General features: G+C 39.1%; 13 protein-coding genes. 3 read left to right on the top strand and 10 right to left on the bottom strand.

What is annotated here, in order from left to right; genetic code table 11:
- Window positions 1–7: 7 nt before the first annotated feature.
- Complete coding sequence (locus tag HMPREF9078_RS04395) at window positions 8–667, bottom strand: trans-aconitate 2-methyltransferase (protein WP_009419537.1); 660 nt, start codon at window positions 665–667, stop codon at window positions 8–10.
- A gap of 157 nt (window positions 668–824) precedes the next feature.
- Here HMPREF9078_RS04395 and HMPREF9078_RS04390 point away from each other — a divergent pair, with 157 nt between their 5' ends.
- The 3 genes from HMPREF9078_RS04390 (at window position 825) to HMPREF9078_RS04380 (ending at window position 3502) form a co-directional block, all read left to right on the top strand.
- The gene (locus HMPREF9078_RS04390; RefSeq protein ID WP_034542839.1) at window positions 825–1571 is read left to right on the top strand and encodes an electron transfer flavoprotein subunit beta/FixA family protein; all 747 of its coding nucleotides are present in this window, start codon (window positions 825–827) and stop codon (window positions 1569–1571) included.
- A 6-nt stretch (window positions 1572–1577) separates the two neighbouring features.
- A complete protein-coding gene (locus HMPREF9078_RS04385) occupies window positions 1578–2528 on the top strand; it encodes an electron transfer flavoprotein subunit alpha/FixB family protein (RefSeq protein WP_009419535.1) in 951 nt (316 codons plus the stop codon).
- Window positions 2529–2713: 185 nt separating this feature from the next.
- Complete coding sequence (locus tag HMPREF9078_RS04380; protein ID WP_009419534.1) at window positions 2714–3502, top strand: 1-acyl-sn-glycerol-3-phosphate acyltransferase; 789 nt, start codon at window positions 2714–2716, stop codon at window positions 3500–3502.
- Here HMPREF9078_RS04380 and HMPREF9078_RS04375 read toward each other — a convergent pair.
- The 9 genes from HMPREF9078_RS04375 to HMPREF9078_RS04335 form a co-directional block, all read right to left on the bottom strand.
- A complete protein-coding gene (locus tag HMPREF9078_RS04375) occupies window positions 3461–4606 on the bottom strand; it encodes an MFS transporter (protein WP_009419533.1) in 1146 nt (381 codons plus the stop codon). The two genes, HMPREF9078_RS04380 and HMPREF9078_RS04375, sit on opposite strands and share 42 nt — an antisense overlap.
- Window positions 4607–4642: 36 nt before the next feature.
- Entirely contained in the window at window positions 4643–5116 is a 474-nt protein-coding gene (gene rlmH, locus HMPREF9078_RS04370; RefSeq protein WP_009419532.1) for a 23S rRNA (pseudouridine(1915)-N(3))-methyltransferase RlmH, read from the bottom strand.
- A 44-nt stretch (window positions 5117–5160) separates the two neighbouring features.
- Window positions 5161–5625, bottom strand: a complete 465-nt coding sequence (locus HMPREF9078_RS04365; RefSeq protein WP_009419531.1) for a macro domain-containing protein — start codon at window positions 5623–5625, stop codon at window positions 5161–5163.
- A 304-nt stretch (window positions 5626–5929) separates the two neighbouring features.
- Entirely contained in the window at window positions 5930–7345 is a 1416-nt protein-coding gene (locus tag HMPREF9078_RS04360) for a trypsin-like peptidase domain-containing protein (RefSeq protein WP_009419530.1), read from the bottom strand.
- 60 nt (window positions 7346–7405) lie between these two features.
- On the bottom strand, window positions 7406–8758 hold the full coding sequence (murC, locus tag HMPREF9078_RS04355; protein ID WP_009419529.1) for a UDP-N-acetylmuramate--L-alanine ligase: 1353 nt from the start codon (window positions 8756–8758) through the stop codon (window positions 7406–7408).
- A 54-nt stretch (window positions 8759–8812) separates the two neighbouring features.
- On the bottom strand, window positions 8813–9721 hold the full coding sequence (locus HMPREF9078_RS04350; RefSeq protein WP_009419528.1) for a hypothetical protein: 909 nt from the start codon (window positions 9719–9721) through the stop codon (window positions 8813–8815).
- Window positions 9722–9726: 5 nt separating this feature from the next.
- A complete protein-coding gene (murG, locus tag HMPREF9078_RS04345) occupies window positions 9727–10809 on the bottom strand; it encodes an undecaprenyldiphospho-muramoylpentapeptide beta-N-acetylglucosaminyltransferase (RefSeq protein ID WP_009419527.1) in 1083 nt (360 codons plus the stop codon).
- Between the two features lie 51 nt (window positions 10810–10860).
- Window positions 10861–11811 (bottom strand): hypothetical protein, encoded by a 951-nt coding sequence (locus HMPREF9078_RS04340; RefSeq protein WP_009419526.1) that lies wholly within the window; start codon window positions 11809–11811, stop codon window positions 10861–10863.
- A 790-nt stretch (window positions 11812–12601) separates the two neighbouring features.
- Window positions 12602–13411, bottom strand: a complete 810-nt coding sequence (locus tag HMPREF9078_RS04335) for a M48 family metallopeptidase (protein ID WP_009419523.1) — start codon at window positions 13409–13411, stop codon at window positions 12602–12604.
- Window positions 13412–13522: the final 111 nt, after the last annotated feature.

Below are 13522 nucleotides of genomic sequence, written 5' to 3'. Positions count from 1 at the left end.
GGGGTTTTTATTTTTCTCCCATCATTATGCAATAAGGACGACGTATTTTCTTGCCACTCTTAGAAACAAGTGTTTCTTCAAAAGTATACTCTTTGATATTCTTAAGCCCTATGCGGGAGAGTATTTTTCGCACTTCGGGAACAGTATAAAACTTAAAACCCACTTGTGCAAAAGGAGCTTTCTCACCTACTGACTTGTCAATAAAAGTAATCACTACCTTTCCCATAGGCTTGAGCAACTGATAAATATTGCGATAATAGCGAGTAGGGCTTTTGAGAAAGTAAAGTGTATTGACTGAAAAGCAAACATCAAAAAGTATATTAAACTCAAGTCTCTCATCGGGTTGTACTTGCAGAAAAGAAACAGATTGTTGCGCTACCAATTCGGGATTGCTTACAGCAGCCTCAGTTATCATTTCCGCAGAAGTTTCTACTCCTGTATAGTGAATGGTTGGCTCTTTTTCAAATAAATAAGGTAAATGGCTGGCATTGCCAAAGCCAATTTCTAAAACATTGCTATTGGGCAAAAGTGATAAACAATCAATAGTATTGAAAATCATAGTGCGATTGGAAAAGAAAGCATATTCACCTACTTCTTCTGCATATATTCCGCTGGGGCAACGCAATAATTGCCCTAAAAGTTGCATATCGGTTACTGGAGGATTCATTATTTCTATTTAGTATTTCAAATAGTTAGACGGCAAAGGTACATTTTTTTCGCATAATAGCTTGCACAGTTATACAAAAGGAAGTACTTTTACCGCTTCAAAAATAACCATCTTTTGGTTATTAATGTATCATTTTAATTATATTATCTATAAGATTATGAAGATATTAGTATGTATCAGTAGCGTCCCCGACACTACTTCGAAAATAAAATTTACTGATGAAAATAAGAAGTTCGACCCTACAGGAGTGCAGTTTATCATCAATCCTAACGATGAATTCTGCCTTACTAAGGCAATCTTACTTAAAGAAAAGTTAGGCGCTACTATCACCCTTGTGAATGTAGGCACTCAAGAAACAGAACCTGTATTGCGCAAGGCTTCCGCCATTGGTGTTGACGATATTATCCGTATTGATGCCACTCCTACTGATGCTTTTTTTGTAGCTACTCAGTTGGCTAAGGTAGCTAAAGAAGGAAATTACGACCTTATCATTACAGGAAAGGAATCTATTGATTATAACGGCGGAATGGTGGGAGGATTTTTGGCAGGATTACTAAATCTACCCTTTATCAACAAATGCATAGGTTTAGATATCAATGGGACAGAGGTAATAGCTGAACGAGAAATAGACGGCGGTAAGGAAAAACTCTCCGCAACTCTTCCGTTAGTAATTGCGGGACAAAAAGGACTTACCCAAGAGAAAGACCTTCGTATACCAAATATGCGCAACCTAATGGCAGCTCGCACTAAAGTAATCACCGTGTTGCCTGCTGAAAATACAGATACGAGAGTAACAACCATAGGTTTTGAGAAACTTCCTGCCAAAAAACCTGTAAAAATGGTATCGGCTGATGATTTAGATACTCTTATTGATTTATTACACAACGAAGCTAAAGTAATTTAATAAAAAATGTCCATACTCATATATATAGATTCCGAAAACGGAAAAGTAAAGAAAAGTAGTTATGAAGTGGCTACTTATGCCAAAACTCTTGCTCAGAAACAAAATACCAAAATAGTAGCAGTAACTATCAACATTGATAATCCTGAAATGTTAGGCACTTATGGTATTGATAAAGTATTGAACGTAGCCGATGAAAAGCTACAACACTTTTCGGCGAAGGCTGTAGCACAAATATTACAACAGGCAGTGAAGAAAGAAGGGAGTACAACGGTGCTTTTCAGCGCCTCGTCGCAAGCCAAGAATATTGCCCCTTTATTAGCCATTTCTCTACAAGCAGGTTATGTGCCTAACGCCATTTCACTCCCTGAAAACGATTTTACTATTAAGAGTAATGCCTTTTCTAACAAAGCCGTAAGTTTAAACAAAATCACAACAGCTATAAAAATAGTAGGATTAGCTCCTAATGCCTTCGGAGTAAAAGAAAATCCTACTCCCGCAATTGTAGAACCCTTCTCCCCTACTCTTTCAGATAGTGATTTCGATATAAAGATAATCGCTACCGAGAAGGCTACAGGAAAAGTACCGTTAGACGATGCCTCTATTGTGGTATCAGGAGGACGCGGACTAAGAGCCGCCGAGAATTGGCACATAATCGAAGATCTTGCCGAAGTACTCGGCGCTGCCACTGCTTGTTCTAAGCCTGTGGCCGATATGGGTTGGCGTCCACACGCTGAACACGTAGGACAAACAGGAAAACCCGTTGCGCCTAACTTGTATATTGCCATTGGCATTTCAGGGGCTATACAACACTTGGCGGGGGTTAATGCCTCAAAAGTAAAGCTGGTTATCAACACCGATGCCGAGGCTCCTTTCTTTAAAGCTGCCGATTACGGTGTGGTAGGCGATGCTTTTGAAGTTGTTCCCAAGCTTATAGAAAAACTAAAAGCTAAACTTTAATATTTGTAATAACTTTTCACGGCTGGGAAATGCCCAAGAAACTGTGAAGATTTACAACAAATACAAAGAATGCTATGCAGATGGCAAGAGAGACTTTTCAATAAACTAAACTGATGAGTTAATGAGTTAATTTGTTACTATAGTAATTGACTTTTTAGCTCATCACCTAATCAAAAAATTGAACAATGCCTTTATTTAAAAAAGACCCTTTCGGACATACACTTTTCGTAAAACGATGGCTCATCCGCGTTTTTGGTATCCTTACTCACAGCAGGTATGATGGTTTTAACCAACTGAAGATTGAGGGTTCGGACGTTATTCGCGAATTGCCAGCACAGAATGTACTGTTCATTTCAAATCACCAGACTTATTTCGCCGACGTAACGGCTATGTTTCACGTGTTCAACGCAAGTCTTAAAGGTCGTAAAGATACTTTGGATAATATGGGCTATCTGTGGAACCCAAAACTCAACATTTATTACGTGGCGGCTTCCGAGACTATGAAATCAGGGATTCTGCCCAAAATATTAGGTTATGCAGGAGCTATACCGGTGAACAGAACTTGGCGCGAAAAAGGGAAAGAAATACACCGCGAAGTCCGCCAAGCCGACGTGGAAAACATAGGTATCGCCCTTGCCGATGGTTGGGTGATTACCTTCCCACAGGGCACTACCTCGCCGTGGAAACCTATCCGAAAGGGTACTGCACACCTCATCAAGCAATACAAACCTGTGGTGGTGCCCATCGTAATCGATGGATTCCGTCGCTCGTTTGATAAAAAGGGAATAAATATCAAAAAGAAAGGAGTGCAACAATCGATGATTATCAAATCGCCTTTGCAAATAGATTACGAAAATGATACGGTTGAAGAAATTGTAGCTAAAATAGAAATGGCTATCGAACAACACGAATCATTCCTTAAAGTTAAGAAATTAGAATCTGATGAGGCGCCAAAGATAGAAGGTAATCAATAACCCTATACTTGCCAGCAACGCTCCCATTAATGAGGGATAATTGGTACTAAAACCGTATAATAGGGGTAGGCCTCCTATATAAGCCCCAATTGAATTGGCCGTATTAAAAGCTGCTTGCATAAAGGCAGCTCCCATCATTTCAGATTGAGGAGCGCAACGAAAAATAAGCATATTTAAAGGAGAACCTAATGACATTGACATTGCTCCGCATATAAAAGTAAGTACCCACGCCATTGGCTGAATGTGCGAAAAGAAAAATACTAATAGCAACACACTAATGAGCAATAACAGAATATAAATAGTAGCTTTGATGGGAGAGTGACGGTCGGTAATCCAACCACCAAAGAGATTACCTACCACCATTCCAAATCCTGCTACAATCATCACAATCGATTTCATATCGGGGTGGATATGAGCTGTTTCAATCATCAGAGGTTGTATATAGCTAAACCACGCAAAGAGTCCGCCACAACCCAAAGCAGTGATAGCGAGCACTAATAAAGACTTCGGATTAAAGAATAAGCGTACTTCACGCTTTACACCGAGGTCTCTTTTATTTTCTACCTCGGGTAAAAACATTAGCACTGAAAACATTGTAAGCAATCCTAATATCGACACACATCCCATCGCTATACGCCAGCCAGCCCACGCTCCTATATAGGTGAGCAACGGAACCATTAACAAATTAGCAATAGTGAGCCCTGCAAACATAATAGAAATAGCAAAAGCTTCTTTCCCTTTTGGTGCCAATTGCTTAGCTGCAATTGCCCCTACACCAAAAAAAGCTCCGTGAGGTAAGCCCGAAAAAAATCGTGCTAATAATAAGGTGGTATAATCAGGGGAGAAAGCCGAAAGCCCGTTGAAGAGGGTAAAGAGCACCATAAAAAAGATTAAAATCTTCTTTGGATTATAAGAGGCAGCTAGTGCAATAAGTGTCGGGGCACCTACTACTACTCCTATGGCATATGCCGAAATAAATCGTCCTGTAAGAGCATCATTTAGTCCCATATCTTCCCCAATAACACGCAATAAGCCCATTATTAAGAATTCTGTTGTTCCTAAAGCCAAGCCTCCTATAGCAAGAGTCCAAAGTTTTTTAATCATCGTTTTTATTTTTGAGCGCGCAAAGTTACAAAAAAATTACTGATGATGATAGGGTTCATTACGAAGAATCGTAAAAGCACGGTATAGCTGTTCTACAAAAAATAGGCGTATCATTTGGTGTGAAAAGGTGAGTTTGGAAAGTGACAACTTGCCATTAGCACGGTCGTATACTTCTTTTGAAAAACCATAAGGTCCCCCAATCACAAAGGTGAGCTGCTTGATGCCGGCATTCATTTTCTTTTGCAATTCATCGGCGAAAGCTACTGAGGTAAACTCTTTGCCACGTTCGTCTAAGAGTATCAGATGATGAGACGAGGCTATATTGCCGAGGATAAGCTCCCCTTCTTTTGCTTTTTGTTGCTCTTCCGATAGTGATTTGCTATTCTTAATATCGGGCAAGAGTTGCAATTCAAAATTGATGTAATACGAAAGTCGTTTTTCATACATATCAATAAGCTGTTGCAAAGCAGGATTATCGGTCTTGCCCACCGCGAGAAGTTTGATGTTCATTATTTTTCAGAATAAAAGCTAAAAGGTAAAAAATAAAAATAAGGTTATAAATCACAAACAAATACTTCGATGTTTTTCCTTAAAAGTGTTTGCCTTATAAGTTTCTCAATTCTGTCCCAAGAGCCTCCTGCCAATCCGCAACCTATGCGAGGCATTTGCACTTTGGCATTTATTTCATAAGCAAAATCGGCTATTATTTGCAATCCTCTTTTCACAGCCTCATAACGAATAGGTGGGTCACCGTTTTCATCATTGTATATATTGTGTTGCCCAATGAGATTTGCAACCCATATCTTCTCTTCTACCGATACAAATTGTACCTCTCCCAAAGCAAATTTTTCCCCTTCTTTATACCATTGTTTGTATTGTTTTTCGGGGTATTTCCAGCGTTTGGAAAGTGCTAACACAAATCCCTTCCCCCAAGCGCCTATATCATTACAAATATGGGCGATAACAATGTTTCCTTCGGCTTGTGGCACCGTAGCATCTGCTTTTAAATAGTGTATCATCGCTTAAATCTTTTGTTATTTTGGCAAAGATAACTAATTTTTATTAACACTACAAAAACAATTTTTTATTACCTTAATCACAATAAATAACTCTTTTTTTACTATTTAAGGCAAATTCTATATTAAAAACTTTTATAAGGGAACAGAATACTTATAATAAATCATACAAGTATAATATTTAGATTCATAAAAAAACTTTGTCAAAGTACTTAAACTTTGACAAAGTTTGTGATGTGAAGGAGATTGGAGACTTTTCTCATCTCTTTTTTATAATGCAAGAGTGATTATCATTATTGTTTTATCATTAGAAAAAGAATCTTTCTTTTTCTCCTTTTTCGTTCAAGATTTCTAACGAGTTGCGATTGCGTGAAGAAAGGGTAGACATTACATTTTTCAATTCATCTACATCTTTAATGGTCTTTCCATTCACTGAAAGCAACACTTTTCCCACTATATTGATATTATTATACTCATAAAACTGACCTGCAGCGGTAACCTTCACTCCGTTTTTAGTTTTAAAACGTTTTTGGTCAGCATCTGAAAGGTTTTTCACTTCCAAACCTAAGGATTGTATCACATAAGTAGTATTTTTCTTAAGTGTAATATTAGCGGTGCGTTCTTTACCTTCGCGTACATAAGTTACTTTTAGCATATCACCAGGACGTTTAGAAGCGATGTGACCACTAAGGTCAGAGTATTTATGTATCTTCACATTGTCAATTTGCTTGATGATGTCTCCTTTTTTAAGTCCGGCAGCTCCTGCTCCTGACTCATCATCTACTGAATCTATATAGAATCCTTCTGTTTCTTTTACGTTAAGTTTCTTAGCTATTTCTGAGTCTAACCCTTGTCCGCGTACGCCCATCACCCCACGTTGCACGTTCCCATACTCTATAAGGTCTTCCACTACTTTCTTAGCAATATTGCTAGGCACAGCAAACGAGTAGCCCATATATACACCCGTAGTAGATGAGATAGCAGTATTGATACCAATGAGGTCACCGTTGAGGTTTACCAAAGCTCCCCCACTATTCCCCATATTCACCACAGCATCGGTTTGTATGAATGATTCTATTTTATCGCTACCGCGCTCGCTGATGTTACGCGCTTTCGCACTGATGATTCCCGCAGTAACGGTAGAATTTAAGTTAAAAGGATTCCCTACCGCGAGCACCCATTCGCCTACTTGCGTATTATCGGAGTCGGCAAAGGTGAGGAAAGGTAGTTTTTCGTCGGCTTCTATTTTCAGTAAGGCAATATCCGAAGAAGCATCTGTGCCTATAAGTTTAGCAGTATAAGTTTTATTGTTGTTGAGAGTAACCTCCAAAGTAGTAGCGTTGGCAATCACGTGGTTATTGGTTACTATATAGCCATCGGGGGTAATGATAACCCCAGAACCTGTACCTACTTGGGTTTGTTCGCCACCTCCATTACCGTAAAAAAGGTCGAAGATAGAGGTAACGCCTCCTTGTGATTTTACAGTGTTCTTTACGTGCACTACGCTATTCACCGTTTTGTTAGCTGCTTCCACAAAGTTAGTTTCACCTGCTACCGTTCTTTCAGGGGTAGTGTGATTAGTTTGTACCAAAGTAGGACGTGAGAGCAGCTCTAGCGCTTCTTGTTTGGCATCGTGTTTATCTATAAAGAGTTTATACCCTCCTAAGGTCATAGCCCCGCCGAGAAAGGCAGCAGCTATCATTGTTGCATAATTTTTCATCATATTCTTTGTTTTACTAATTTGTTTTATATCATAAAACAATTAGGCAACAACTGTGCCATTTTAATGACCGACGGTAAAAGCTTCTTTAATTTTCTCTACTTCAGCTCCTATATCGCCTGCTCCTACAGCAAGTAATAATTTTGGTTGTTTTTTAAGCAATAAAGGTATCAATTCTGCTTTACTCACCAATATTTTCTGTTTAGCCGTCACTTTGTCTAACAATACTTGTGAAGTAATACCTTCAATAGGCAGCTCTCGAGCAGGGTAAATATCCAATAGAACTACATCGTCAAACTGTGATAGGCTTTTTGCAAAATCGTCTAAAAAGTCACGTGTCCGAGTGAACAAATGGGGTTGGAAGACAATAGTTTTAGGAGTGTGGGGGTACATCTCCTCTACTGCTTGGAACAACGCATTAATTTCCGAAGGGTGATGTGCATAATCGTCTATAAAAGCAAAGTTGTCTTCCTTGATAATATATGAGAAACGCCTTTTCACACCTTTGAATGTAGCCAAATGAGGAAGCAACTTTTCAGGGGCAAATCCTGCTTTTACCGCCATCGATACGGCTGCTAAGGCATTGAGTAGATTATGTCTTCCTGGCTTCAATAAAGTATAGTCTTTATAGACGCCTCCTTTATAATGAAAATCAAAATGGTAAATACCGTTCTTTACGGTTATATTTTGGAAAGTATAATCGGCATTATCTTCTAATCCGTAGGTCTCACCTTCTATATCTAAACCATTGCGTACTATAAGACTTCCCCCTGGTTTTATCTTACCTGCAAACTCTCTAAAACCTTCTATCAAGTGTTGTTTATCGCCATAAATGTCGAGATGGTCAGCATCCATAGACGTGATACAAGCTATATTGGGCGAGAGTCGCAAGAAGGAACGGTCGAACTCATCGGCTTCTGCCACAGTGTACTCACTGCCTTTCAGTACTAAGTTGCTGTTGAAGTTTTCAGCAATCCCTCCTAAAAACGCACTTACCGAAGCTCCTGCTTCTACCAATAGGTGGGCGAGAATACTTGAAGTAGTGGTCTTACCGTGCGTACCTGCCACTGCAAGGCAGAAAGTATTTTTAGTGATAAACCCTAATACTTCCGAGCGTTTTACTACTTCGTAGCCATTTTGCTGAAAATAGTTTAATTCCTTATGGTCTTTGGGTACGGCAGGTGTATATACTACCAGCGTAGTGCGCTTGTCTTTAAAAGAGGCGGGAATAGCATTTACATCATCGGTAAAATGTACTTTTATACCTTCTTTTTCGAGCATTTCAGTAATTTCAGTGGGGGTACGGTCATAACCACACACCTTTTTGCCATTGGCATTAAAATAACGAGCAAGGGCAGACATCCCTATGCCCCCTATGCCTATAAAATAAACGTTCTGTATAGGTTGTAAATCCATTTGTATAAAATGCGAAGTAAGAGGTAAGAGTTTTTAATTCTTCACTCAATTACCTCATAATTTTTTAGTTTCTATTAGCTTTTTTGAAGCATCGTATTTGCGAACTTCCTTTTTCTTAGTATCAGTTACAGTGTAATTGTCTAATTTTCCATTCTTGTAGATGGAAACAGTAGTCTCTTTTGTACTGCGGTCTTCACAAGTTTTTTGGCTAATTACTCCTTTGTCATAAGTTTCACGACAATTGCCGTTTTCAGTAACATACCATTTTTCAGTAATTTTCCCAGTAGGGTCATATTTAGTAGTGATTTTGCTATCCACTTGGTCTAATTTCAGCTTCCCGTTTTGGTAAAATTCCTTTGTAGTACTCTTGATTGTATTCACTTCTTTGCTGGGGTTGCCATTCTTGTGGTAAGTAGTAACTACTTGGTCAGCTCCTTCCTTCAAGTTGGTGTGTATTTCTATCTTTTGGGCAAGCTTACCAGCGTGGTCAAACACGTGTCCTTCAATAATGTTCCCTTTGAAGATGTTTTTCTTGCGCAATCTACCTTCGGTATTGAATATGTGTATTTCCGAGAGCTTCCCATTGGCGAAGATATAGGTAGATTTTAGGTTTTTTTCCTTGTTTTCAAACTGCCCTTCACCTACAAACTGCCCGTTGTTGCCTATCTCGAATTCAAAGCGCTGTTCATCATTGTCAATAACGTAATTTCCTTTCGGCAGAACTACCTTTCGCGTCATATACGCTTGGCGAATCATATCGCTATTAATACCTGCCGAATTGCCCGATTTAAGGTTTCTTTGTAACTGCAAATATGCGTCGTAATTTACGTATTCCTTCACTTCCACGATACCTCTTTTAAATTCATCGCTTTTAGTATCTATAAAAAACTGCTTTCCCAATTGGTTTTGCGCAAAAGTAAATGTAGCACACCCCAGTGCTATAAATGTAAAAAGTCTCTTCATCTGTTTTAATTCTTATTTTCTAAGATAATATTTACTATTTCCTCAGTAGCATTAGGCAAAGCCAACGTCTTAATGTGTTGCGACAGGCTCTGCTGTTTTGCCTCATCGTTTATGAGTTCGGTAAAAGTGGTAGCAAAAGTAGTGCCTAAATCAGTTTCGCGTATCAAAATAGCAGCCTGTTTTTGCTCAATAGCTCGTGCATTTTTGGTCTGGTGGTCTTCTGCCACATTGGGCGAAGGAATAAATATCACAGGTTTTCCCACTACACACAATTCGCTCACCGAGCTGGCTCCTGCGCGAGAGATAATTACATCGGCAACAGCATAAGCCAACTCCATTTTGTCAATAAAAGCTAAAACTTTCACTCGTTCGCTTTCATATTTCTTGTACTCTTCATAATACAGTTTGCCACACTGCCATAACACTTGCACCCCAAGTTTTTCAAATAAAGGCAACTGCTCTTCTACCAGCTGATTGATACGCCTGGCTCCTAAACTACCCCCTAATACCAATAACGTTTTTTGCTCAGGGTTCAGCTGAAAATATGTCAGTCCTTCTGTGCGGTGCTTTGCTATATCCAAGAGCCCACCGCGAATAGGATTACCTGTTTTTACGATTTTCTCTTTGGGGAAGAACTGTTCCATTGCATCGTAAGCCACACATATTTTTTTTGCTTTTTTAGAAAGCATTTTGTTGGTAATACCCGCATACGAATTCTGTTCTTGAATGAAAGTAGGAATACCCATTCCGCCAGCTACCTTCACCACAGCACCGCTAGCAAAACCTCCGGTACCTATTACGGCATCGGGTTTAAAACGCTTGATAATGCTCCGAGATTTCAGCAAGCTACTGATGAATTTTAAGGGGAATAGCAAGTTCTGCAAGGTAATTTTACGCTGAATGCCCGAAATCCAAAGCCCTTCAATAGGATAACCCGCCTGTGGTACCTTTTGCATCTCCATACGGTCTTTGGCGCCCACAAACAGAATGTCGGCATCTGGAATACGTCTTTTCAATTCATCGGCAATAGCGATAGCAGGAAAAATATGCCCGCCTGTACCTCCTCCTGATATGATAAACTTTTTCATTTCTCGTTCTAATTTGGTGCAAAGGTACGCAAATCTTCACAAAAAGCAATATTATTTAAGCATTTGCTTAATACTGCTGTTGATAGCCTTAAAAACTTCACTGTTCTGATGAGGCACACAGTCCTGCACCCAATACCACCAAAAATAACCGCCCACGTAGTTCTTTACATATTTAGGCATCGAATAATAGTGCTTAGCCCTTTCCACTTTACTCTGTACAGGGGGCTCTTTATAATCCTTATTGCCACACTCCCCTATGCCCAATTTAACACTCGGAAAAATAGACTCTAAATTGTTAAATACCTCTTGCCAATTAGGCTGGTAATTGTCGTTATCATCTTCGTAATAGCTTACTAACACGTAATCCAACTGCTTTTTCATATCTTCGGGGATATATCTTTTTAGCCAATCCTCCATCGTCACCTTTTGGTCACCTGGTTTAAAATAGTAGCTCACAAGCACTGTTTTCGCATTTTTACTGCGGATAAACTTATAAGCACCATAGGCTTTATCGGCAATAAACTGAGGGTTGTCACCCATCCAACCTTCTCCGTTAATTTCATTGCCCACTTCCCAAAAATCCGTATATGCCGAGAGTTCTTTATACGAATCTTGAAATCTCTTTACATAACTATCCACAGTTTTGTAACCTTTCATATCTTCTGAATCGGCAGGTGTTGCCATCACATAAGCTACTTGATGAACAGCCGAAAAAAGCGGTTTGTAATTAGCTATCGCTGTTTTCTTAGACATCACAATGCGCACCGTAGGCTTTACAGGCATTGCCTTGATAGCACTTACAATCTGCTGAACAGTAACTCCGGTTTCCTCCCAACTGTCGTCTATAGTAATGCCATACAAATAGGCATTCGTAGGGGTATTAGGTTTGGGGTTATCAGGCTTGGGTTTGTCTGGAATTGGTTTATCAGGGGTAGGTTTATTAGGGTCTGGTTGGGGAACTTCGTCATTGTTTTTATGGCAAGCTATAAAAACGATTGCCATACATAGGTATAATATTCTTTTCATTTGTTAAACAATTTTATTCTGAAAGTGCAAAGGTACTATTTTTATTGCAAACTGCTTCAAAAAATCATCTGAAAAATCAAAATCTACCCTTTCCCCCTCAGCTTTCGCATTTACCCCATTCTTTCTTCGCTTTAATGTTATGAACTTTACCAAAATTTGAAACTTTAGTAAAGTTGAAGCCTTCCACTAACCTTCTTTTTATCTCTATTTCAACTGTAACTTACCTTCGTCATTCGTTCGTCATTCGTTCGTCATTCGTTCGTCATTCGTTCGTCTTTTGTTCGTCTTTTGTTTATCTGCCTGTGCGACTCGCACCGTCTTTTGTTCGTCTTTTCATTATCTGTCTGTCGTGCTACGACTGTCCGTGCGGCTCGCTTTGCCTATCGTGCTACGACCTCGCATCGGTTTTCTTTTAAAGCTTGTCCCCCTTCGGGGGTTCGGAGGCTTTCGCCACACTGTCACTCGTCATTGATTTGGTATTTTTGGCAAAGTTGAAAACTCCTAATAGTCTCTTTCTTACCTCCATTATATCCTTATTTTGAATTTGTTTTTTGTTCATTCTTAAACCACTGTAGACCCACTGTAGACCCACTCTTAAGCCAGTCTTTTTTCGCTTGTTGTTCGTTTATCCTATAAGCTTTGCATAAGCCCCCACCTAATTAACCATTAACCACTAATCATTAATCACTAATAAAAAACCTCCAAAAAGCGAATAGCTTTTTGGAGGTATTCTTATTTTTATCGTACTTTTTACTAATAAAACAGTTTATTTGATAGGCGTTTTAGGCAAGATAACTTCTCCTGGGTCTTTCCAAAGTCCATCTTTGATAGCTCTTTTTTTAGCCGCTTCAGCACGTTTCTCGCTATCAGGGTGTGAACTCATCATCTTTTGGAATTTACTTTGGGTTGCTCCACCTGAAAGCAAAGCCAATTTCTTAAATGCTGTATAAACAGCCACCACATTATAACCGTGTTTCTTCATAAAATTGTAAGAATATTCATCGGCTTGTGATTCTTGTTTTTTGCTGTGTTTAGCATCAAGAATAGCATTAGCCATTTCACCCAATTCAGTGTCGCTTAGTTTTCTTACAACCCCCGAAGCCGAGCTTGCAGCATCTTGTGCAGCAGCACGCATATAAGCAGATTTGATAGCATCTTTAGTGTCCTCATTCTTCACGTGACCTATTTCGTGACCGATAACTGCCAATAATTCATCATCAGTCATCAAATCCATCAACGATGAGAACACACGCACACTCCCATCAGCACAAGCAAACGCATTGATATCGGTTACCAGATACACTTTGTAATTGAGCTTCAAACCGTCCTCATTTTGGTGTTTTCCAAACACACGATTCAAGCGTTTAGTATACGGACTGTTTTTGCCTGCTACCGGATTATGAGCATCCATCCAGTCTACTGATTCCTTTGAAAGCCTTTTAGCATCTTCATTAGTAAATGATAAAGCTTGTGCTCCTTTTGTAACAGCACTTGCGGCTTTCCCTAAATTGATTTTTTGAGCTTGTCCCATAGAAAATAGCCCTATAGACATTGCAATTAAGATAAAATTTTTCATTTGAAATTCTTTTAATAATAATGGCGCAAATTTATGCTTTTCTATGATTAAAACAAAATATTTTTATATTTTTCTTTCGTATTAATATTTTTTTTCGTACCTTTGCCCGCA

Origin of the sequence: Capnocytophaga sp. oral taxon 380 str. F0488 (assembly GCF_000318255.2) — a bacterium.
GTDB lineage: Bacteria > Bacteroidota > Bacteroidia > Flavobacteriales > Flavobacteriaceae > Capnocytophaga > Capnocytophaga ochracea.
Note: the sequence above shows the minus strand (reverse complement) of the source record. Positions and strands in the feature narration are given on the sequence as shown.